This is a genomic window from Streptococcus sanguinis, assembly GCF_020729725.1.
Lineage (GTDB): Bacteria > Bacillota > Bacilli > Lactobacillales > Streptococcaceae > Streptococcus > Streptococcus sanguinis_V.
On the sequence record NZ_JAJEPA010000012.1, the window covers coordinates 470,189 to 490,471 of the forward strand.

Genomic DNA, 20,283 nt, shown 5'->3' on the forward strand with positions numbered 1-20,283 from the left:
CTCATGAAAACCCTGTATGATGTTCAGCAATTTCTTAAAAGTTTCGGAATCATTATCTATATGGGTAAACGCCTTTATGATATTGAAATGATGAAAATCGAGCTGAAGAGGATTTACGACGCCGGTCTAATGGATAAGCTAGCTTATTTTGAGGCGGAGGCAGTCTTACGCCGAGAACATCGATTAGAGTTAGAATATTTAGCAAAGAAAAAGGAGACTTGAGATGACAATTTGGATTTTGTGGGCGGTACTTTTGGGAATAATTGGCTGGATGGGCTTTAATTATCTGCGCCTTCGTCAGGCGGCAAAAATCGTGGATAACGGGGAATTTGAAGATTTGATTCGCCAAGGTCAGTTGGTTGATCTGCGGGATCCATCTGATTTTCACCGGAAGCATATCTTAGGTGCTCGCAATATTCCATCTCAGCAGCTCAAGGATAGTGTTGGTGCACTTCGCAAGGACAAGGCTGTTCTCCTCTATGAAAATAGTCGTGGTCAGCGCGTGACCAATGCGGCTCTGTATCTGAAAAAACAAGGATTTAAAGAAATCTATATTCTTTCTTATGGGTTGGATTCTTGGAATGGCAAGGTGAAAGCTAGCTGATAAAACATTCATGAACGGATATAGGAATTAAGAAAAAAGCTTTATTTTTTAAAGCTTTTTTGTTTTACCAACTTTTCTCCAAAGATTCTTTAATAATCTCTAATTCTTCTTGGTTTAAAGGACGGCAATCACCTTTTGCTAGGTCTGGGTCTAATGTAAAATTCCCAAATTGAATCCGCTTGAGATAAATGACCTTGACACCAACTGCTAGAAACATCTTTTTAATCTGGTGGAATTTCCCCTCAGAAATCTTGACGGTAGCACGGCTCAGACTAGAGCTGCTGGAGAGGATAGAGAGCTGGGCGGGCTGACAGATGGTGCCGTCTAAAAAGCGAATGCCTTCTTGAAAGGCAATTTTATCCTGAGAGGTTAAAGGTCCATTGACTTCTACATAGTAAGTTTTTTCGACATGATATTGAGGGTGCAGCAGCTGAAATCCCAAAGGACCATTATCGGTAATCAGAAGAAGTCCTTCTGTATCTCTATCCAGCCGTCCGATAGAGTAAAGATTTTCTTTTTCTATCTCCTTATCCAGCAAATCCAGGACAGTCAATTTTTCAGCGTCACGATTGGCTGTGACTGCGCCAGAGGGTTTATTCAGCATGTAGTAACGGTGGGCAGGGCCGCTGACATGCTTTCCTTGAAAAGTAATCTGCTGCAGGCCGGTATCAACGTTTTGGCTGAGTTTGCAGGCGGGCTTACCATCCACTAAAATCTGTTTTTGCAAAAGGCTTTGTTTCATCTTTTTTCGGCTGATATGATTGGCAGCCAGCAGTTGGTCGAGGCGCATCTGTTTTCCTTATTTTTTTCTAAATCATATCATAAATTTTCAGGATGGGAAATGCAAATCCTCATGCAGCTCCCATATTTTTTAATGAAAACATTTACACTTATCAAAGCCGTGTTTTTTGCCTGCGTCTGTGGTATAATTGTTCAGTTAGAAATAAAATTTAAAAATTCAGAGGAAATCATGACAAAATTAAGAGAAGATATCCGTAACATTGCGATTATCGCCCACGTTGACCACGGGAAAACAACCCTCGTTGACGAATTATTGAAGCAGTCTGAAACTCTTGATGCTCGTACAGAGTTGGCAGAGCGTGCTATGGACTCAAACGATATCGAAAAAGAGCGCGGTATTACGATCCTTGCTAAAAATACAGCCGTTGCTTACAACGGAACTCGTATCAACATTATGGATACACCAGGACACGCGGACTTCGGTGGAGAAGTTGAGCGTATCATGAAAATGGTTGACGGTGTTGTTTTGGTGGTAGATGCCTACGAAGGAACCATGCCACAAACTCGTTTCGTATTGAAAAAGGCCCTTGAACAAGACCTTGTCCCAATCGTTGTTGTCAACAAAATCGACAAACCATCAGCTCGTCCAGCAGAAGTAGTGGACGAAGTATTGGAACTCTTCATTGAGCTTGGTGCAGATGATGACCAGCTTGATTTCCCAGTTGTTTATGCTTCAGCTATCAACGGAACTTCTTCACTTTCTGACGATCCTGCTGATCAAGAAAAAACAATGGCACCAATCTTTGATACTATCATCGACCATATCCCAGCTCCAGTGGACAACTCTGATGAACCTTTGCAGTTCCAAGTCTCACTCTTGGACTACAATGACTTTGTAGGTCGTATTGGTATCGGACGTGTCTTTCGTGGTACTGTTAAGGTTGGGGACCAAGTTACCCTTTCTAAACTAGACGGAACAACGAAGAACTTCCGTGTCACGAAGCTCTTTGGTTTCTTTGGCTTGGAGCGTCGTGAAATCCAAGAAGCAAAAGCGGGTGACTTGATTGCCGTATCCGGTATGGAAGATATCTTTGTTGGTGAAACCATTACACCTACAGATGCCATTGAACCTCTTCCAATCCTTCACATCGATGAGCCAACGCTTCAAATGACCTTCTTGGTGAATAACTCACCATTTGCTGGCCGGGAAGGAAAATGGGTAACCTCTCGTAAGGTGGAAGAACGCTTGCAAGCAGAATTGCAGACAGACGTATCCCTTCGTGTTGACCCAACAGATTCACCAGATAAGTGGACAGTTTCAGGTCGTGGCGAATTACACTTGTCAATCCTGATCGAAACCATGCGTCGTGAAGGATATGAGTTGCAAGTATCTCGTCCAGAAGTTATCGTAAAAGAAATCGATGGCGTTAAGTGCGAGCCATTTGAGCGTGTCCAAATTGATACTCCAGAAGAATACCAAGGATCTGTTATCCAAAGCCTTTCTGAACGTAAGGGTGAAATGCTGGATATGGTAGCTACTGGTAATGGTCAAACTCGTTTGGTCTTCCTAGTTCCAGCCCGTGGTTTGATTGGTTACTCAACTGAGTTCTTATCCATGACTCGTGGTTACGGGATTATGAACCATACCTTTGATCAATACCTACCACTTATTCTAGGTGAAATCGGTGGCCGCCACCGCGGTGCTCTGGTATCCATCGATGCTGGTAAGGCAACGACCTACTCGATCATGTCTATCGAAGAGCGCGGAACTATATTTGTCAACCCAGGTACTGAGGTTTATGAAGGAATGATTATCGGTGAAAACTCTCGTGAAAATGACTTGACTGTTAACATCACCAAGGCTAAGCAAATGACCAATGTTCGTTCTGCAACCAAGGACCAGACAGCAGTCATCAAGACACCGCGCATTTTGACCTTAGAAGAATCTTTGGAATTCTTGAATGACGACGAATACATGGAAGTAACGCCAGAATCTATTCGTCTGCGTAAGCAAATTTTGAACAAACAAGAACGCGAAAAAGCCAATAAAAAGAAAAAATCAGCTGCAGCTGAATAAGCAAAAAGGAAAGGAGCAGCAATATGGTTTATCTTATCATTGGGATTTTAATCCTCTTTTTCTACATTTTTGCTGTTCCATCCAGTATTAAAGGCACTGTTAATGCTGTGACCATGGTTTTACTGATTGTGGCCTTGATTATCTTATTCGGCTTAGGCATTTTTCAGATTTTCCAATTGCCAGCTGAATATTTTGTAGGATTTGGCCTATCCGTAGTGACCGTCTTGGCTTTGCGGGATATTAATCGTCTCAAGCCGCCTAAGAAATCAAAAAAGAATTTTGATGAAGAATAATAAATGAGCAAGAACTTAGGAAGTCGGATAGACGTTTTGAGATCTTGCTTTTTTGTTGATCTATATTTTTACAAAAATAATAGGTTTATGTTACAAAATATTTCAAATAGATGAAAACATATCATTTTTTTCAAAACTTGCTTACAGTCGAAAATAAAAGACTCCTATGACTTTTTTATTTTCACAAAAAAAGGTAAAATAGAGTGAAGTATGAATGGAAGAGGTTGCTTATGAAAAAAATAGCAAATTTTGCCAATAAGAAGGTCTTGGTCCTGGGATTGGCCAAGTCGGGTGAGTCAGCAGCTCGCCTTTTAGATAAATTAGGAGTTATCGTGACAGTTAACGACGGTAAACCTTTCGAGGAAAATCCTGCTGCCCAATCCTTGCTAGAAGAAGGTATAAAAGTGGTGACAGGAGGTCATCCCTTGGAGTTGCTGGACGAAGATTTTGAACTAATGGTGAAAAATCCAGGTATTCCTTATGACAATGCCATGGTCGTTCGGGCTCTTGAGAAGAAGATTCCAGTTATCACTGAAGTAGAGTTGGCTTATCTAATTTCTGAAGCACCGATTATTGGTATTACGGGTTCAAATGGTAAGACGACGACCACAACCATGATTGCGCAAGTCTTGACGGCCGGCGGTCAAAACGGTTTATTGTCTGGTAATATCGGTTTTCCTGCTAGTCAAGTAGCCCAAACAGCCAGCAGCAAAGATACGCTGGTCATGGAATTGTCTTCTTTCCAGTTGATGGGGATTGAGGCTTTTCATCCGCAAATAGCTGTTATTACTAACCTCATGCCGACTCATTTGGATTATCACGGCTCTGTTGAGGAATATGCAGCTGCCAAGTGGAATATCCAGAAAAACATGACAGCTGATGATTATTTGGTTTTGAATTTCAATCAAGAATGGGCCAAGGAAATGGCTAGCCAGACTCAGGCTACTGTTGTGCCTTTTTCAACGACTGAAAAGGTGGATGGTGCCTATCTAGAGGGTGATGTCTTGACCTTCCGTGGAGAAGCGATTATGCAGGCGGCTGAAATCGGCGTTCCTGGCAGCCACAATGTCGAAAACGCTCTGGCTACGATTGCAGTAGCCAAACTGCGTGGCATTGACAATCAGACGCTCAAAGAAGTCTTGTCAGCTTTTGGGGGTGTTAAGCACCGGCTCCAGTATGTGGGGCAGGTAAATGAGGTTGCCTTTTACAATGACAGTAAGTCAACCAATATCTTGGCAACACAGAAAGCCTTATCTGGTTTTGACAATAGCAAGGTGATTCTGATTGTGGGTGGCTTGGACCGTGGCAATGAATTTGACGAGTTAGTGCCTGACCTCAAAGGACTCAAGAAAATGGTGATCTTAGGACAATCAGCTCCGCGTGTAAAGAGGGCAGCTGATCAGGCTGGTGTTTCTTATCTAGATGCGACTGATGTCTGGGATGCAGCTCATAAGGCCTTTGCGCAAGCGGAGCCAGGAGACATTGTCTTGCTTAGTCCTGCCAATGCCAGCTGGGATATGTATAGTAATTTTGAAGTCCGTGGCGATGAGTTTCTCGCTGCATTTGAAGAATTAAAAGGTTAAGATGAAAAAGATTGTATTTACAGGCGGAGGAACGGTTGGGCATGTAACCCTCAACCTTCTCCTGATTCCGAAATTTATCAAAGAAGGCTGGCAGGTTCATTATATTGGCGATAAGCATGGTATTGAGTACCAGGAAATCCAAAAGTCAGGATTGGATGTGACCTTCCATTCGGTAGCTACGGGCAAGCTTCGCCGCTACTTTTCTTGGCAGAATCTGCTGGATGGCTTTAAGGTCGTCTGGGGCATTTTCCAGTCGCTGGGCATCATGCTCAAGGTACGGCCACAGGCTCTCTTTTCTAAGGGAGGCTTTGTGTCCGTTCCGCCTGTGATTGCAGCTCGCCTGTCTGGGATGCCCGTCTATGTTCATGAATCGGATCTATCCATTGGCTTGGCCAATAAAATCGCCTATAAGTGTGCGACCAAGATGTATGCAACCTTTGAGCAACCTTCCAGTCTAACCAAGATTGAGCATGTCGGAGCTGTGACCAAGGTCGGTAACCAAGAGTCAGTCCCACCGCAGGAACTAGAAGAAATCCGTCAGTATTTTGATAAAGAGCTGCCTACTCTGCTTTTTGTCGGTGGTTCTGCTGGTGCTAAGGTCTTTAATGACTTTGTCAGCCAGAATCAAGCTGCGCTGACCGAGCGTTATAACGTTATCAATCTGACAGGCGATGCAAGTTTGGATGTTCTGTCTGAACGTCTCTTTCGCAGAGCCTATGTGACCGAACTCTACCAGCCTTTGATGGACTTGGCAGATGTAGTGGTGACACGCGGCGGTTCCAATACAATCTTTGAGCTCTTGGCCATGGCTAAGCTGCACATTATCGTTCCTCTGGGACGGGAAGCCAGCCGCGGCGATCAGATTGAAAATGCTGATTATTTTGTGAAAAAGGGATATGCCAAGCAATTGGCAGAGGAACAGCTGGATATGAGCAATTTACAGGCAGCACTTGATGACCTTTTGGCAAACCAGGCTTCTTATCATCAAGCTATGAAAAATTCTCAGGAAATCAAGTCTGTAGATGAATTTTATGCTTTATTGAAAGCGGATATTGACAAGGGAAAGAAATGAGCAAGAAAAACCACGATGAGCCAAAGGAAGAGGTAAATGAGCACCTCTCTGAATGGCAGAAACGAAACAAAGAATATCTTGAAAAGAAGGCTCAGGAAGAGGCCAGCAAACAAAAGAAACTGGAAGAAGAGGAAGCAAAAGAAGCTGAAGCTGAGGACTCAATTGAAAGCGAAGAAATAGCTGAAGAGACGGAAGAAGATGACTCATCCTATGAAGAGGAAGAAACAGAATATTTGGAAGATGACTCATCTGGATCTGAGCTAGAGACTGAATTGAGTGAGAAAGAGCGCAAAAAACTGGAGAAACTTCAGAAAAAGGCAGAAAAAGAAGCTGCTAAGGTGCATATTTCAAGGGTTCATATTTATCGAGCACTGCCGGTTTTGCTGGGCAGCGGCTTGATTTTTATCATGTCAGTTTATTTTTTGACGCCACTGGCGACCATGAAGACAATCGAATTTTCAGGGAATCAAATGGTCAGTCAGGAAGACCTGCTCAAAAGCAGTAAAATTGATGAGAAGGACTATACTTTAACAACCTTTATCAATGGCGGCAATCATATCCGCAATATGAAAGCTTCTAGTCCTTGGATTAACAACCTGGAGATGGCTTATCAGTTTCCGATTACTTTTCAGGTAAAGGTCAAGGAGTACGGAGTTCTGGCCTATCTGCATGAGGGTGGGCAGTACTATCCTATTCTGACAAATGGGCAGGTTATTTCGGACCCGACTGCTGCAGATTCTTTGCCAGAAACCCATATTTCGATAGAGTTTTCAGATAAAAAATTGATTAAAGAATTTGCTCTTCAAATTGAAAAGGTACCGGCTTCGGTCAAGAAAAATATTAAGACAGTTCAACTGACCCCGAGCAAGGTGACACCGGACTTGGTTACGCTGACAATGCATGATGGCAATAAAATTTTGGTACCAATTTCGCATATTGCTAAGAAACTGCCATATTACAAGGGAATCCAATCGCAGCTGGAAGAGGGTGTACCTAGTGTCGTAGATATGGAAGCAGGGATTTTTAGTTATGTTGAAGGAGTTCAAAACGAGTCGTCTTCTTCTGATGAAGAAAAGCAGAAAGCAGAAGAGGAATCGACGGGACAGCCAACAGAACAAGCGGCTGAGCAGGTGGCAGAAAGTCAGGAACAAGAACCTGCAGAGCCGCAAAATTCGACAGAAAACCCGGGAACTGCTGAAAATCGCTAAATTATATGTAGAAAAACTGCACATTTTCAGTTTCTTTATGTTATAATAAAGCTTGGGTAACTCTAATTTTTAGCGTTATTAGTATAGACCGGAAACATGGAAGATAGAGAGGACTGGTGTAATGGCTAGAGACGGCTTTTTTACTGGATTAGATATAGGAACTAGCTCAATTAAAGTGTTGGTGGCAGAGCACATCAACGATGAAATGAATGTTATTGGAGTCAGCAACGCCAAAAGTGCTGGCGTTAAAGATGGAATTATTGTTGATATTGAGGCTGCTGCTGCTGCCATTAAGACAGCTATTTCTCAAGCAGAAGAAAAAGCAGGCATTTCAATTGGTTTAGTTAATGTCGGACTTCCGGCTAATCTCTTACAGATTGAGCCTACTCAGGGTATGATTCCTGTGACTAGTGATTCTAAGGAAATCACAGATACAGATGTAGAGAATGTTGTTAGATCTGCTCTGACTAAGAGTATGACTCCTGATCGCGAAGTGATTACTTTCATCCCAGAAGAGTTTGTAGTGGATGGTTTCCAAGGGATTCGTGACCCACGCGGTATGATGGGGATTCGCTTAGAAATGCGTGGTCTCCTCTACACTGGACCACGAACTATCCTGCATAACCTTCGTAAGACAGTTGAGCGCGCGGGAGTTCAGCTTGAGAACGTTATTATCTCCCCATTGGCTATGACTAAGTCAATCTTGAACGAAGGGGAACGTGAGTTTGGGGCAACTGTCATTGATATGGGCGGGGGCCAAACTACAGTAGCTTCTGTTCGAGGTCAAGAACTTCAATATACGAATATATACCAAGAAGGCGGCGACTACGTAACCAAGGACATCTCCAAGGTTTTGAAGACTTCGCAAAAGTTGGCTGAAAGTCTCAAGTTTAACTATGGCTCTGCTTATGTTCCTGAAGCTGGGACAGAGTCCTTCCAAGTAGAAGTGATTGGAGAGATTGAGCCGGTTGAAGTAACTGAAAAGTATCTGGCTGAAATTATTTCTGCTCGTATCCAACATATTTTTGAGCAAATCAAACGCGATTTGGATAGAAGGCATCTCCTCGAGTTGCCAGGCGGCATTGTGATTATTGGTGGAGCAGCTATTCTTCCAGGAGTGGTTGAGCTGGCTCAGGAAGTGTTTGGCGTGAATGTCAAGCTTTATGTGCCAAATCAAATCGGCATTCGCAATCCAGCCTTTGCACATGTTATAAGCCTGTCAGAGTATGCTGGAAACTTAACAGATGTGGATATGCTGGCTCAGGTTGCTGTTCATGGTGATGAGCAACTGCGCCATCGACCTGTATCCTTTGAGCGTCCTGCTCAGTCAGTACCACGTTTTGAACCTCAACCAGCTGATGAGATTCCTGAGGAGCCGGTCCAAGAAGTTCCAGTTGCCAGTGCTGATGTGCCAAACCAAGAACCAAAAACCGGTATTACAGATCGGATGCGCAACCTAATTGGCAAAATGTTTGATTAAGGAGAATACAGAGAATATGACATTTTCATTTGACGCTGCTGCCGCACAAGGCGCAGTAATTAAAGTTATTGGTGTCGGTGGAGGTGGCGGTAACGCCATCAACCGAATGATTGATGAAGGTGTTGCTGGTGTTGAATTCATCGCAGCAAATACAGATGTTCAAGCTCTTAGCAGTGCCAAAGCTGAAACAGTTATTCAGCTCGGTCCAAAGCTGACTCGCGGACTTGGTGCCGGAGGTCAGCCTGAAGTAGGCCGTAAGGCTGCTGAAGAAAGTGAAGAAGTCCTGACCGAAGCTCTGCAAGGAGCAGATATGGTCTTCATCACTGCTGGTATGGGTGGTGGATCTGGGACAGGAGCTGCTCCAGTGATTGCTCGTATCGCAAAAAATGTTGGTGCTCTGACTGTTGCTGTAGTTACACGTCCTTTCGGTTTTGAAGGAAGCAAGCGTGGAACCTTTGCAGTAGAGGGAATCAACGAACTTCGCGAGCATGTAGATACACTCTTGATTATCTCAAATAACAACCTGCTTGAAATTGTAGACAAGAAGACTCCGCTCCTTGAAGCACTCAGTGAAGCAGATAATGTTCTTCGCCAAGGTGTCCAAGGGATTACTGACTTGATTACCAGCCCAGGACTGATTAACCTTGACTTTGCCGACGTGAAAACAGTTATGGCAGACAAGGGTAATGCTTTGATGGGAATTGGTGTTGGTAGCGGTGAAGAACGCGTCATCGAAGCTGCTCGCAAAGCTATCTACTCACCTCTTTTGGAAACAACCATTGATGGTGCAGAGGACGTGATTGTCAATGTTACTGGTGGCTTAGATATGACACTGATTGAAGCTGAAGAAGCTTCAGAAATTGTCAACCAAGCAGCAGGTCATGGTGTGAACATCTGGCTCGGTACTGCTATTGATGAGTCCATGAAGGATGAAATCCGCGTGACTGTTGTAGCTACTGGTGTTCGTCAGGACAAGGTTGAAAAGGTCAGCGGCATTCGTCAGACACCACAACCTACTAGTCCAAGCCGTCCGCAGCAAGTTGAGCCAAACCGCGAAGTTCGCTCAGGACAGTTTGAACGAAACTTTGATATGACCGAAACAGTTGATATTCCTGCTCCAAGCCGTCCAAGAACGGATGCACCTAAAGGTTCCGCTTTTGGTGATTGGGATCTTCGCCGCGAAGCGATTGTTCGTCAGGCCGAACCAAGTTCGTCAGCACGTGTGGAGCGCTATGCAGAAACTAATGAAGATGATGATGAGCTGGAAACACCTCCATTCTTCAGAAATCGTTAATCTAAATCATGAATTTGCAGAATAATAAAGAGTTGGTCTTTCAATCCGTCGCTCAAGCGGCGGAGCAAGCCCAGCGTTTGAAAGATTCAGTAAATATCATTGCAGTTACCAAATATGTTGGCTGCGAAACAACTCAGGAGCTTGTTCGTACAGGTATTCAGCATATCGGAGAAAATCGGGTAGATAAATTTCTAGATAAATACCATGCTCTGAAAGATGAGAATCTGACCTGGCACCTGATCGGCAGTTTGCAGAGGAGAAAAGTCAAGGATGTGATTAACTATGTTGATTACTTTCACGCTTTAGATTCTGTAAAATTGGCCAAGGAGATTGACAAACGAGCTGAACATGTGATTAAATGTTTCCTGCAGGTGAATATTTCTAAAGAAGAGAGCAAGCATGGCTTTTTGATTGAAGAACTTGAAGTTGTCCTGCCTGAACTTGAAAAATTAGAGAATGTTCAAATTGTGGGATTGATGACTATGGCTCCGTTTGAAGCTAGTCATGAGGAGCTGAACCAAATGTTTGAAAAGGCTCATCAACTACAAAAAGAATTAAAAAAGAAACAGTTAAATAATATGCCCTTTTCTGAATTAAGCATGGGAATGAGCCGTGATTATCCAGAAGCAATTGCCCATGGCTCGACCTATGTCAGAATCGGTACAGCATTTTTTAAATAGGAAAGAAATATGTCATTAAAAGATAGATTTGATAAATTTATAGATTATTTTACAGAAGATGGAGATGAGACTGAGGTTCAGGAGCAGACTGTCAGCAGACCTGCAGCGCCTGTTAAGCAGAAGCCTGAATTGGTTCAGCCTAAGCCAGTCAGAGAGAGCAAGCCAGCTCCTCGTCCGGTTGCTGCGGCCAAGCCACAGCCTAAACCACAGCCACAACAGAAATCTTCGACAGAGAATATTACCAGACTGCATGCACGTCAGCAGGAATTGGCTCAGCACCGTGCAAATGCGGATGAGAAGATTACGATTGATGTTCGTTATCCGAGGAGATATGAGGAAGCGACTGAAATTGTTGACCTGCTTTTGGCCAATGAAAGCATCCTGATTGACTTCCAGTATATGACTGAGGTACAGGCTCGTCGCTGTTTAGACTACCTAGACGGTGCGCGTTATGTCTTGGCTGGAAATTTGAAAAAAGTTGCAAGCACTATGTATTTGCTGACTCCGATTAATGTAGTGGTAAATGTGGAAGATATCCGCCTGCCTAACGATGTTGAAATCAGCGAATTCGACTTTGATATGAAGCGCAGTAGATAAGAGATATGTTATATTTTGTAATTCGTGCCATCTCTAATCTTTTCGATCTTTATAGCATTGCCTTGATTGTCTATGCACTTCTGTCTTGGTTTCCAGGAGCTTATCAAACCAAATTCGGAGAGTTTCTAACACGAATTGTAGAACCGTATTTAAAACTTTTTCGCCGTCTTCCCTTGCAGTTTGCAGGGCTGGACTTTACCGTTTGGGTTGCAATTCTGGCTTTAAACCTTTTAAATCGTGTGGTCTTTTATTTAATAAGCGTTTTACTAATGTTATTATGATGAAAGATTTATATCAACACTTTTCGCATGAGGATCGAGAGTTTATTGATAGGAGTTTGGAGCTGCTTCAGCGGGTTCAAGATACCTATGCGTTTGAAACAACGTCTTTTCTGAATCCCCATCAGGTCTCAATCCTGAAGAATATTGGCAAGCAATATGATGTGCAAGTCTTTGCTAGTTCGGATTTTTTTCCAAGTGAACTGGCAAGAGTTCTTGTGGCGCCTTCTTATTACCAACTGAATATGGATGATTTTGAATTGAGCTTGCTGGAAATTTCCTATGCAAGCAAATTTTATAAAATCAGTCATTCGCAGATTATGGGGACTCTTCTCAATCAATTAGGGATTGAAAGACGGACCTTTGGTGATATTCTTGTGGTTGGAGACCGCGCTCAGCTCTTTGTAGATAAGAGACTGGCCCAGTATTTTATAGATCATGTCACAAAAGTAGCAAAGATGCCTGTTAGACTAAAGGAAGTTTCCTTTGCAGAGCAGCTGAAAGAGCAGAAGCAGGCTGTCACCAGAGAAATTTTAGCATCTAGCCTTCGCTTGGACAAGTTGGTAGCCAGTACCTTTAAGTTATCAAGGAGCCAGGCCGCTCAGCTGATTTCTGGTAAGCATGTGAAAATGAACTACGCTGTTAATGACAATCCCAGCCAGCAGGTCGGGCTTGAAGACTTAATTAGCGTTAGACGATTTGGAAGATTTAAGGTTTTAAGAGAAAATGGCCTTTCCAAGAATGGAAAACATAAGTTAACCGTTGAATTATTAGCTAGTAAATGAGGAGGAACTATGACACTTACAGCATTAGAAATTAAAGATAAATCCTTTGGAACCAAGTTTAGAGGCTATGATGTTGAAGAGGTAGATGAATTCCTTGACATCGTTGTCCGCGATTATGAGGACTTGGTTCGTGAAAACCACGAAAAAGAAGCAAAAATTCGTAATCTGGAAGAACGTCTGACTTATTTTGATGAGATGAAAGACTCTCTCAGCCAGTCTGTTTTGATTGCTCAGGATACGGCTGAGCGCGTTAAAGTTGCTGCCAATGAGCGATCTACAAATATTGTCCGTCAGGCAGAGCAGGATGCGCAGCATTTGTTGGATGGAGCTAAGTACAAGGCTGATGAAATTTTGCGTCAGGCGGCTGACAATGCTAAGAAAGTAGCCATTGAAACAGAAGAACTGAAAAATAAAACACGTGTCTTCCATCAACGCTTGAAATCAACTATTGAGAGCCAGCTCAGTATTGTGGATTCGTCTGAGTGGGAAGAAATCCTGCGTCCGACAGCTACTTACCTGCAGACCAGCGATGAGGCCTTCAAGGAAGTTGTATCGGAGGTTCTGGGAGAAGAAGCAGTTGTCCGCGAGGAAGAAGTGGATGTGACACGCCAATTTTCTCCAGAGGAAATGGCTGAGCTGCAAGAGCGCATTGAAGCTGCAAACCGTGAATTAGCTGCGACACAAGCTTTTTCTCCGCTCAGCGATGAAGATATAGAAGCTCACGCAGCTGAGGAAAACTCAGAAGCTGACCATCACGATGATGATACAAATGGGGAACAAAAAGTTCCAGTAAATATTTTATAACTTTTAAAGAAGATAAGATTGTAAAAACACAGACCAAGCAAAATACTTTCAGCGAGCAGATGATGGTGAAAGATCTGCAGTCCATCTTGCTTGGGCTATCATTTTACAGAACTTTCGTCTGAAATCAGTAGGATGAAACGGCAGTCCACGTTACGGACAAAGAGGGGCAAGAGGAGCATCATGCTATTGTCTTGCCTAAACAAAGGTGGTACCGCGAATTTTCGTCCTTTTTGGAGAAGTTTGCGGTTTTTAATTTGTAATTTAAAAAATAAAGAGGAATACAATGAAACTGAAAGAAACACTCAATCTTGGAAAAACTGCTTTTCCTATGCGTGCTGGTCTTCCAAATAAGGAGCCTCTCTGGCAAAAGGAATGGGATCAAGCTAAGCTGTATCAACGCCGTCAGGAACTGAATGAAGGCAAGCCGCACTTTATCCTGCATGATGGCCCTCCTTATGCTAACGGGAATATTCATGTCGGCCATGCTATGAACAAGATTTCCAAAGATATCATTGTTCGCTCGAAGTCTATGGCTGGCTATTATGCACCTTACATTCCAGGTTGGGATACGCATGGTCTTCCAATCGAGCAGGTATTGGCAAAGCAAGGCGTTAAGCGTAAAGAACTGGACTTGGTTGAGTACCTCAACATGTGTCGGGACTACGCGCTTAGCCAAGTCGAAAAGCAAAAAGAAGACTTCAAGCGTTTGGGTGTTTCTGGTGACTGGGATAATCCTTATGTAACCTTGACTCCAGACTATGAAGCCGCTCAAATCCGTGTCTTTGGCGAAATGGCTAAGAAAGGCTACATTTACCGTGGTGCTAAGCCCGTTTACTGGTCTTGGTCTTCTGAGTCAGCTTTGGCTGAAGCAGAAATTGAATACCATGACTTGGTTTCCACCTCTCTCTACTATGCTAACCGCGTTAAAGACGGAAAAGGGGTACTGGACACAGATACTTACATCGTCGTATGGACAACAACTCCGTTTACTATTACAGCTTCTCGTGGTTTGACTGTTGGAGCAGATATTGATTACGTAGTCGTTCAGCCAGCTGGTGAATCTCGTAAGTTTGTGGTTGCTTCAGAATTGTTGAATAGTCTGTCTGAGAAATTTGGATGGGCTGATGTTCAAGTTTTGGCTACCTACCGTGGTCAAGAATTAAATCACATCGTGACAGTTCACCCATGGGATACTGCTGTAGATGAACTTGTTATCCTGGGTGACCACGTTACGACTGACTCTGGTACTGGTATTGTCCATACAGCGCCTGGTTTTGGTGAGGACGACTATAATGTCGGTGTAGCTAATGGCTTGGAAGTATTTGTCACTGTTAATGAGCGCGGTATCATGATGGAAAATGCTGGTCCTGACTTTGCAGGCCAGTTCTATGACAAAGTTGCGCCAACAGTTATTGAAAAGCTTGGGGACTTGCTCCTTGCTCAGGAAGAAATCTCTCATTCCTACCCATTTGACTGGCGTACTAAGAAGCCAATTATCTGGCGGGCAGTACCACAGTGGTTTGCATCTGTTTCTAAATTCCGTCAAGAAATTTTAGATGAAATTGAAAAGGTTAAATTCCATTCTGAATGGGGTAAAGTACGTCTCTATAACATGATTCGTGACCGTGGTGACTGGGTTATCTCTCGTCAGCGGGCTTGGGGTGTGCCGTTGCCAATCTTCTATGCCGAAGACGGAACACCAATCATGACGGCCGAAACCATCGAACACGTAGCTCAACTCTTTGAGGAGCATGGCTCTATCGTCTGGTGGAAGCGTGAAGCCAAGGACCTCTTGCCAGAAGGATTTACTCATCCAGGTTCTCCAAACGGCGAATTTACCAAGGAAACGGACATCATGGACGTTTGGTTTGACTCAGGCTCATCATGGAATGGTGTAGTGGTCAACCGTCCGGAATTGACTTACCCAGCTGATCTTTATCTAGAAGGTTCAGACCAATACCGTGGTTGGTTCAACTCATCCCTCATCACTTCAGTTGCCAACCATGGCGTAGCTCCTTACAAACAAATCTTGTCACAAGGATTTGCCTTAGATGGTAAGGGTGAAAAGATGTCTAAATCACTTGGAAATACCATTGCTCCAAGCGATGTAGAAAAACAATTTGGTGCGGAAATCTTGCGTCTCTGGGTAACCAGTGTTGATTCTAGCAACGACGTTCGCATCTCTATGGATATCTTGAGCCAAGTTTCTGAAACCTACCGTAAGATTCGGAATACCTTGCGTTTCTTGATTGCTAATACCTCTGACTTTAATCCAGTTGAGGATGCTGTAGCTTACGAAGAGCTTCGCTCCGTTGATAAGTACATGACTATCCGCTTCAATCAATTAGTAGAGACTATTCGCAAGGCTTACGCAGACTTTGAGTTTCTGACTATTTACAAAGCGATTGTCAACTTTGTGACCGTTGACTTGTCTGCTTTCTATCTGGACTTTGCCAAAGATGTAGTCTATATCGAAGCAGCAAAATCATTGGAACGTCGTCAGATGCAGACTGTTTTCTATGATATTTTAGTCAAGATTACCAAGCTGTTGACACCAATCCTGCCGCATACAGCAGAAGAAATTTGGTCTTACCTAGAGCACGAAGAGGAAGAATTTGTTCAGTTATCTGAATTGCCAGAAGCTCAGACTTTCCCAAATCAAGAAGAAATCTTGGACACTTGGTCTGCCTTTATGGACTTCCGCAGTCAGGCTCAGAAAGCCTTGGAAGAAGCCCGCAATGAGAAGGTTATCGGGAAATCGTTGGAAGCGCACCTGACTGTCTATCCGAATGAAGTCATCAAGACCTTGCTGGAAGCAGTTAACAGCGATGTGGCACAGCTTCTCATTGTTTCTCAATTGACGATTGCTGAAGGACCTGCTCCAGAAGGCGCTCTAGTCTTTGAAGATGTAGCTTTTGTCGTAGAGCATGCGCAGGGACAAGTCTGTGATCGCTGCCGTCGTAATGATTCTACTGTTAAAAGTTTTAATATTGATAATATCGAAGATAGCAATCTACTCTGTCAGCGCTGTGTATTGATTCTGATCGATGACGATTATATTCATGTAAATTATTAAATAGAAAAATGGCTTTGCCCTTTAGTGGTAAGCCATTTTTTAGATAGATCGATTTGAAAATTTGTTAATTTAAAACCAAATTAGCAAAAACAAACAATTGCGTTTGCAACTGTTTTCTGTTATACTACTTATAACTTAGATGTGTCTATTTTAGCTAGAATATTTTGGAGCTGAAAGAGCTCAGAGGAAGTCAGTTGCTGCAGAGCCTGACTGGCGTAGGTATTTTCAAAGCCAATCAGCTGGTCATAGAGTTTGAGAGCCTGACTGCTAGGATAGAGCTCTTTGAACTTCTTATTTTGAGCTTTGGTCTTTTTGATAATCAAGCCTCTATCTTCCAGCTTTCCTAGAGATCGGCTGAGCGTAGTCTTGTCAATCTGCACTAGCTCTGCCAGTTGTGATTGGCTGAGACCTTCATTTTCGACGATGCGAATGAGAAGTAGAAACAAATTATTGTCTAGGCCGTAGTTACTAGCTTTCTGATTCATTTTCATCATGGCTTGTCTAGAAATCAAGCCCATTTGCCGGAAAAGTTGACGGTAATCCATAGGAACTCCTTGATAGTTGCATTTGCACTTATTATACATTAAAAAGTTAGAGGAAACAAGTATGTGGTCTAGGAAAAAATTAACAGAGCTGAACCCGATAGAATTTTATCAAATCTTAAAACTTCGCATTGACACCTTTGTGGTGGAGCAGGAGCGCATCTATCATGAACTGGATGAGAAAGACCTAGAAGCAGTGCATGTTTACCATGCTAATAAACAAGGGGAAATTGATGCTTATGCCCGTGTCTTTGAAGAGGGAGAGCATTTAGTCTTTGGTCGAGTAGTCACAGCTCAGTCTGCACGAGGACAGGGCTTAGGAGGACAGCTTATCAGAGAAATCTTGCAATTATGTGCTGAGAAATGGCCAGGAAAGGAAATTGAAATAGAGGCTCAGGTTCAGGTGGCTGCTCTCTATGAAAAGTATGGCTTCAAATCAGTTGGCCAACCCTTTATTTTTGAATCGACACCTCACATTACCATGATCTATAAACAATAAAAAAACTAAGGACAGGCCTTAGTTTTTACTGTTTCACAGGAATGGAAATTTCGATTAGATTATTAGCGTAAATCGTGCGGATAGCAGCTCTATCAATAGTATTTGCATCAATTTTTCTCTTCAAGAAAAACTCTCTAATTTTTTCGATTTCCTGTTCGCGTACAGCACGGTGCATGTTTGAAATCAAAATTTCATAGTGAAGAGGAGCTTGTGTAAAAACAATATCGCTGTTTCCAGCAGAATAAACTTCGACTAATATCGCATCGGTGCTTTCCAATTGGCTTTTGACAAGGTCAGCATGACTGTTTGTTGTATTAATAAGCTTCATACGATTTCCTCCTGCTTTATACCTGCTATTATTATAACATGTTTGCTATGAATTGTGAATGATTTCTTTAAGCTTTAAGTGTATTTTTCCAGGCTTGGATACCCCATTTATGGCTGCCGCGTTTGAGTGTTTCAATAGCTTCTTCGACTGGGAACCAGGCAAGCTGGTTGAAATCTTCCAACGGTTTTTGGACTTCTTGGAAAGAGGTGACCTCATACAGGTAGGCTGGGTTGTAAAAGTAGGTGTCGCGATGGCGGGAGTAAAAATATTCATCAGCCTGTCCAAGATAGCGTCCAAGCTGGGCTGTGAATCCAAGTTCTTCCATCAGCTCGCGTTCAAGGGCAGTCTGATGGTTTTCCCCCTCTTCAATCTCTCCACCAGGCAGAAACCAAGCCCCATTAGGCGCCTGGACCAAAATAATCTTTTCTTTTTTTTCGTCTGGGATAACGGCGTAGACTCCGTATCGGGTCACATATTCTACATTTGCTTCCTTTTCACCAAAGGTTGGATTTGTCATTCTAATATCCTCAATCTCTAGTCAGTTTACTATCTATCATAATGGACTAAGGCCCAGCTGTCAAGAATTTACTCGGTTTATTGGACAGAAAAAGAATGATAGTCTTTGAAAGAAATTCCTTTCAAATTATAAATTCCTTCTTTGGACTGTTTAAAAATCTCTTCTTTATGGGAATAGTAAAACATTTATAGGAGAAATTGTTATAATAGTAGCGAGGTGGTTTTATGACAGAAAGCAGACTTTTTAAAATCCTATATCTTCTTTTAGAGCAGGGCCGCACAACAGCTCCCGAATTGGCCTCACTATTTGAAGTATCCATTCGGACCATCTATCGAGATGTGGACAAGCTGAGTTTGGCAGGAATCCCTATCTATTGTAGCCCAGGCAAGGGCGGGGGTATTTTTCTGATGAAGGATTTTGTCTTAGACAAGGCCTTATTTTCAGAGTCTGAGAGGGATGAGCTATTAGCTGCTCTTCAAGGCTTGCAGATTTTAACAGATGGCGAGCAAGTAGAGACCCTGTCTAAGTTGCAGTCATTGTTTCAAGTTCAGGCAACTTCATGGCTGGAGGTGGATTTCACTGATTGGCGCAAGAAAGCAGATCAGAAAGAACTGTTTGATACCATTAAGCAAGCAATATTGCAAAGAAGAGTCTTGTCTTTTTCTTACTTGAATGGGCGTGGAGAAAGAGAGCAGCGCAAGATAGAGGCGCTGAAGTTAGTATTTAAAAGCCAAAACTGGTATCTTGCTGGCTTTTGTCGCTTAAGACAAGCTCCGCGCTTTTTTAAACTCAACAGAATGAGAGACTGTCAGATGTTAGAGGAAAGATTTAAGCAGAGAGTCTTGGATGAGAAATTTAGTTCTGAGGAGCGGCTAGGAGGCACTGTAAAAGTCCTCTTGAAATTTGACCGGAAGCATGCCTTTCGAGTGTACGAGGAGTTTTCAGAAGCAGAGATAGAGGAGACTGATGGGAGCCTTTATGTCCAAACGCATTTGCCGAGTCACGATAGTCTTTATACCTACTTGCTATCCTTTTTGGATGGAGTTGAAATCCTAGAGCCGTCTCGGTTACGGGAAGAATTCAAAGAAAAGTTAAAAGCTATTGCCGATATTTATAAAAGCTGACAGAGGTTGTCAGCTTTTCTTTGCTATACTGTTTGTAGTAAAGAAAGGAGGGCTCTCTCATGAAATATGAATGGAGAAAAGCCAATCGAGAATTCTATCAAATCAAGTCTGCACCCTGTCTCATAGATGTTCCTGCCCAGTCTTTTATCATGATTGACGGCAAGGGCAATCCTAATGCTGCTGACTTTTCGGAACGAGTTGGTGCTCTGTACAGTTTAGCCTATGCTATCAAGATGAACTACAAAAAGACAGCGGTCGAGCAAGAATTTACTGATTTTACAGTCTATCCCTTGGAAGGACTTTGGCAGCAGGAGCAAGTAGGAGAACTGATTAAAGAAGAATTGATTTATACTATTATGATTGGGCAGCCGGACTTTATCACTGAAGAGATGGTGAAAAAGGCTCTGGAACAAGTTCGTGTCAAAAAGCCTAATCCTCTCTATGATGAGATTCGCTTTGAAGAAATGACGGAAGGAGTGTGTGTCGCCATGCTGCATCTGGGTCCTTTTGACGAAGAACCTCAATCCTTCGCTAAAATGGATGCCTTTTGCCAGAATCACCAGCTGACACGGATTTCAAACACTCATAGAGAAATCTACCTCAATAATCTGAATCGGACAGACCCTAGCAAGCTGAAAACAATTCTGCGCTACAAGGTTCAGAAGGATCAATAAAGAAATAGAGCAGAAAACTAAGTGTTT

The 20,283-nt window shown here is 42.9% G+C and carries 22 protein-coding genes; 18 read left to right on the plus strand and 4 right to left on the minus strand.

Annotated features, from left to right (window positions below; genetic code table 11):
• The first annotated feature begins 3 nt into the window (after positions 1-3).
• Both K4I03_RS07655 and K4I03_RS07660 read left to right on the plus strand, forming a co-directional pair.
• The gene (locus K4I03_RS07655) at positions 4-222 is read left to right on the plus strand and encodes a YqgQ family protein (protein ID WP_002921971.1); all 219 of its coding nucleotides are present in this window, start codon (positions 4-6) and stop codon (positions 220-222) included.
• A 1-nt stretch (position 223) separates the two neighbouring features.
• Positions 224-604, plus strand: a complete 381-nt coding sequence (locus K4I03_RS07660; RefSeq protein ID WP_002900929.1) for a rhodanese-like domain-containing protein — start codon at positions 224-226, stop codon at positions 602-604.
• Between the two features lie 64 nt (positions 605-668).
• Here K4I03_RS07660 and K4I03_RS07665 read toward each other — a convergent pair whose 3' ends face one another.
• The gene (locus K4I03_RS07665; RefSeq protein WP_227964446.1) at positions 669-1,394 is read right to left on the minus strand and encodes a pseudouridine synthase; all 726 of its coding nucleotides are present in this window, start codon (positions 1,392-1,394) and stop codon (positions 669-671) included.
• Positions 1,395-1,574: 180 nt separating this feature from the next.
• On the opposite strand from K4I03_RS07665, the gene typA reads away from it, so the two are divergent.
• From typA to ileS, 13 genes are all read left to right on the plus strand, one after another.
• A complete protein-coding gene (gene typA, locus K4I03_RS07670; RefSeq protein WP_227964448.1) occupies positions 1,575-3,422 on the plus strand; it encodes a translational GTPase TypA in 1,848 nt (615 codons plus the stop codon).
• A gap of 23 nt (positions 3,423-3,445) precedes the next feature.
• The gene (locus K4I03_RS07675) at positions 3,446-3,715 is read left to right on the plus strand and encodes a DUF3165 family protein (protein ID WP_002929675.1); all 270 of its coding nucleotides are present in this window, start codon (positions 3,446-3,448) and stop codon (positions 3,713-3,715) included.
• A gap of 230 nt (positions 3,716-3,945) precedes the next feature.
• Positions 3,946-5,298, plus strand: coding sequence for a UDP-N-acetylmuramoyl-L-alanine--D-glutamate ligase (gene murD, locus K4I03_RS07680; protein WP_227964451.1), 1,353 nt, complete (start codon positions 3,946-3,948; stop codon positions 5,296-5,298).
• A 1-nt stretch (position 5,299) separates the two neighbouring features.
• The gene (locus tag K4I03_RS07685) at positions 5,300-6,370 is read left to right on the plus strand and encodes a UDP-N-acetylglucosamine--N-acetylmuramyl-(pentapeptide) pyrophosphoryl-undecaprenol N-acetylglucosamine transferase (protein WP_125381881.1); all 1,071 of its coding nucleotides are present in this window, start codon (positions 5,300-5,302) and stop codon (positions 6,368-6,370) included.
• A complete protein-coding gene (locus K4I03_RS07690; protein WP_125381879.1) occupies positions 6,367-7,578 on the plus strand; it encodes a cell division protein FtsQ/DivIB in 1,212 nt (403 codons plus the stop codon). The genes K4I03_RS07685 and K4I03_RS07690 overlap by 4 nt, the downstream gene beginning before the upstream one ends.
• Positions 7,579-7,699: 121 nt before the next feature.
• On the plus strand, positions 7,700-9,058 hold the full coding sequence (gene ftsA, locus K4I03_RS07695; protein ID WP_002904044.1) for a cell division protein FtsA: 1,359 nt from the start codon (positions 7,700-7,702) through the stop codon (positions 9,056-9,058).
• A 16-nt stretch (positions 9,059-9,074) separates the two neighbouring features.
• Positions 9,075-10,352: a cell division protein FtsZ gene (gene ftsZ, locus K4I03_RS07700; RefSeq protein WP_227964453.1), complete on the plus strand. Its 1,278-nt coding sequence runs from the start codon at positions 9,075-9,077 to the stop codon at positions 10,350-10,352.
• An 8-nt stretch (positions 10,353-10,360) separates the two neighbouring features.
• Positions 10,361-11,032: a YggS family pyridoxal phosphate-dependent enzyme gene (locus K4I03_RS07705; protein ID WP_227964454.1), complete on the plus strand. Its 672-nt coding sequence runs from the start codon at positions 10,361-10,363 to the stop codon at positions 11,030-11,032.
• Positions 11,033-11,041: 9 nt separating this feature from the next.
• Positions 11,042-11,629, plus strand: a complete 588-nt coding sequence (locus K4I03_RS07710) for a cell division protein SepF (protein ID WP_002896164.1) — start codon at positions 11,042-11,044, stop codon at positions 11,627-11,629.
• A gap of 5 nt (positions 11,630-11,634) precedes the next feature.
• Complete coding sequence (locus K4I03_RS07715) at positions 11,635-11,910, plus strand: YggT family protein (protein ID WP_002896162.1); 276 nt, start codon at positions 11,635-11,637, stop codon at positions 11,908-11,910.
• The gene (locus tag K4I03_RS07720; RefSeq protein WP_227964456.1) at positions 11,907-12,692 is read left to right on the plus strand and encodes a YlmH family RNA-binding protein; all 786 of its coding nucleotides are present in this window, start codon (positions 11,907-11,909) and stop codon (positions 12,690-12,692) included. The genes K4I03_RS07715 and K4I03_RS07720 overlap by 4 nt, the downstream gene beginning before the upstream one ends.
• Positions 12,693-12,701: 9 nt before the next feature.
• Positions 12,702-13,496: a DivIVA domain-containing protein gene (locus K4I03_RS07725; RefSeq protein WP_002907042.1), complete on the plus strand. Its 795-nt coding sequence runs from the start codon at positions 12,702-12,704 to the stop codon at positions 13,494-13,496.
• A 283-nt stretch (positions 13,497-13,779) separates the two neighbouring features.
• Entirely contained in the window at positions 13,780-16,572 is a 2,793-nt protein-coding gene (gene ileS, locus K4I03_RS07730; protein ID WP_227964459.1) for an isoleucine--tRNA ligase, read from the plus strand.
• Positions 16,573-16,700: 128 nt separating this feature from the next.
• On the opposite strand, the gene K4I03_RS07735 is transcribed toward ileS, so the two are convergent.
• The gene (locus K4I03_RS07735) at positions 16,701-17,156 is read right to left on the minus strand and encodes a MarR family winged helix-turn-helix transcriptional regulator (protein ID WP_161543406.1); all 456 of its coding nucleotides are present in this window, start codon (positions 17,154-17,156) and stop codon (positions 16,701-16,703) included.
• Positions 17,157-17,178: 22 nt separating this feature from the next.
• Between K4I03_RS07735 and K4I03_RS07740 the strand changes: the two genes are divergently transcribed.
• Complete coding sequence (locus K4I03_RS07740) at positions 17,179-17,613, plus strand: GNAT family N-acetyltransferase (protein WP_032908870.1); 435 nt, start codon at positions 17,179-17,181, stop codon at positions 17,611-17,613.
• 25 nt (positions 17,614-17,638) lie between these two features.
• Here K4I03_RS07740 and K4I03_RS07745 read toward each other — a convergent pair whose 3' ends face one another.
• Both K4I03_RS07745 and K4I03_RS07750 read right to left on the minus strand, forming a co-directional pair.
• A complete protein-coding gene (locus K4I03_RS07745) occupies positions 17,639-17,941 on the minus strand; it encodes a DUF1827 family protein (RefSeq protein WP_002915695.1) in 303 nt (100 codons plus the stop codon).
• A gap of 67 nt (positions 17,942-18,008) precedes the next feature.
• Positions 18,009-18,458, minus strand: a complete 450-nt coding sequence (locus tag K4I03_RS07750; RefSeq protein ID WP_002904052.1) for an NUDIX hydrolase — start codon at positions 18,456-18,458, stop codon at positions 18,009-18,011.
• A gap of 224 nt (positions 18,459-18,682) precedes the next feature.
• Here K4I03_RS07750 and K4I03_RS07755 point away from each other — a divergent pair, with 224 nt between their 5' ends.
• Positions 18,683-19,582: a helix-turn-helix transcriptional regulator gene (locus K4I03_RS07755; RefSeq protein WP_227964461.1), complete on the plus strand. Its 900-nt coding sequence runs from the start codon at positions 18,683-18,685 to the stop codon at positions 19,580-19,582.
• A gap of 59 nt (positions 19,583-19,641) precedes the next feature.
• On the plus strand, positions 19,642-20,256 hold the full coding sequence (locus K4I03_RS07760) for a GyrI-like domain-containing protein (RefSeq protein WP_227964463.1): 615 nt from the start codon (positions 19,642-19,644) through the stop codon (positions 20,254-20,256).
• Positions 20,257-20,283: the final 27 nt, after the last annotated feature.

Coding starts and splice junctions, on each gene's coding strand:
- K4I03_RS07745 (WP_002915695.1), bottom strand. CDS start 17,941: ATGAAGCTTATTAATACAACAAACAGTCATGCTGACCTTGTCAAAAGC.
- K4I03_RS07725 (WP_002907042.1), top strand. CDS start 12,702: ATGACACTTACAGCATTAGAAATTAAAGATAAATCCTTTGGAACCAAG.
- ftsA (WP_002904044.1), top strand. CDS start 7,700: ATGGCTAGAGACGGCTTTTTTACTGGATTAGATATAGGAACTAGCTCA.
- K4I03_RS07735 (WP_161543406.1), bottom strand. CDS start 17,156: ATGTATAATAAGTGCAAATGCAACTATCAAGGAGTTCCTATGGATTAC.
- K4I03_RS07710 (WP_002896164.1), top strand. CDS start 11,042: ATGTCATTAAAAGATAGATTTGATAAATTTATAGATTATTTTACAGAA.
- K4I03_RS07760 (WP_227964463.1), top strand. CDS start 19,642: ATGAAATATGAATGGAGAAAAGCCAATCGAGAATTCTATCAAATCAAG.
- K4I03_RS07660 (WP_002900929.1), top strand. CDS start 224: ATGACAATTTGGATTTTGTGGGCGGTACTTTTGGGAATAATTGGCTGG.
- ftsZ (WP_227964453.1), top strand. CDS start 9,075: ATGACATTTTCATTTGACGCTGCTGCCGCACAAGGCGCAGTAATTAAA.
- typA (WP_227964448.1), top strand. CDS start 1,575: ATGACAAAATTAAGAGAAGATATCCGTAACATTGCGATTATCGCCCAC.
- murD (WP_227964451.1), top strand. CDS start 3,946: ATGAAAAAAATAGCAAATTTTGCCAATAAGAAGGTCTTGGTCCTGGGA.
- K4I03_RS07655 (WP_002921971.1), top strand. CDS start 4: ATGAAAACCCTGTATGATGTTCAGCAATTTCTTAAAAGTTTCGGAATC.
- K4I03_RS07675 (WP_002929675.1), top strand. CDS start 3,446: ATGGTTTATCTTATCATTGGGATTTTAATCCTCTTTTTCTACATTTTT.
- K4I03_RS07665 (WP_227964446.1), bottom strand. CDS start 1,394: ATGCGCCTCGACCAACTGCTGGCTGCCAATCATATCAGCCGAAAAAAG.
- K4I03_RS07690 (WP_125381879.1), top strand. CDS start 6,367: ATGAGCAAGAAAAACCACGATGAGCCAAAGGAAGAGGTAAATGAGCAC.
- K4I03_RS07720 (WP_227964456.1), top strand. CDS start 11,907: ATGATGAAAGATTTATATCAACACTTTTCGCATGAGGATCGAGAGTTT.
- K4I03_RS07740 (WP_032908870.1), top strand. CDS start 17,179: ATGTGGTCTAGGAAAAAATTAACAGAGCTGAACCCGATAGAATTTTAT.
- K4I03_RS07750 (WP_002904052.1), bottom strand. CDS start 18,458: ATGACAAATCCAACCTTTGGTGAAAAGGAAGCAAATGTAGAATATGTG.
- K4I03_RS07715 (WP_002896162.1), top strand. CDS start 11,635: ATGTTATATTTTGTAATTCGTGCCATCTCTAATCTTTTCGATCTTTAT.
- ileS (WP_227964459.1), top strand. CDS start 13,780: ATGAAACTGAAAGAAACACTCAATCTTGGAAAAACTGCTTTTCCTATG.
- K4I03_RS07685 (WP_125381881.1), top strand. CDS start 5,300: ATGAAAAAGATTGTATTTACAGGCGGAGGAACGGTTGGGCATGTAACC.
- K4I03_RS07705 (WP_227964454.1), top strand. CDS start 10,361: ATGAATTTGCAGAATAATAAAGAGTTGGTCTTTCAATCCGTCGCTCAA.
- K4I03_RS07755 (WP_227964461.1), top strand. CDS start 18,683: ATGACAGAAAGCAGACTTTTTAAAATCCTATATCTTCTTTTAGAGCAG.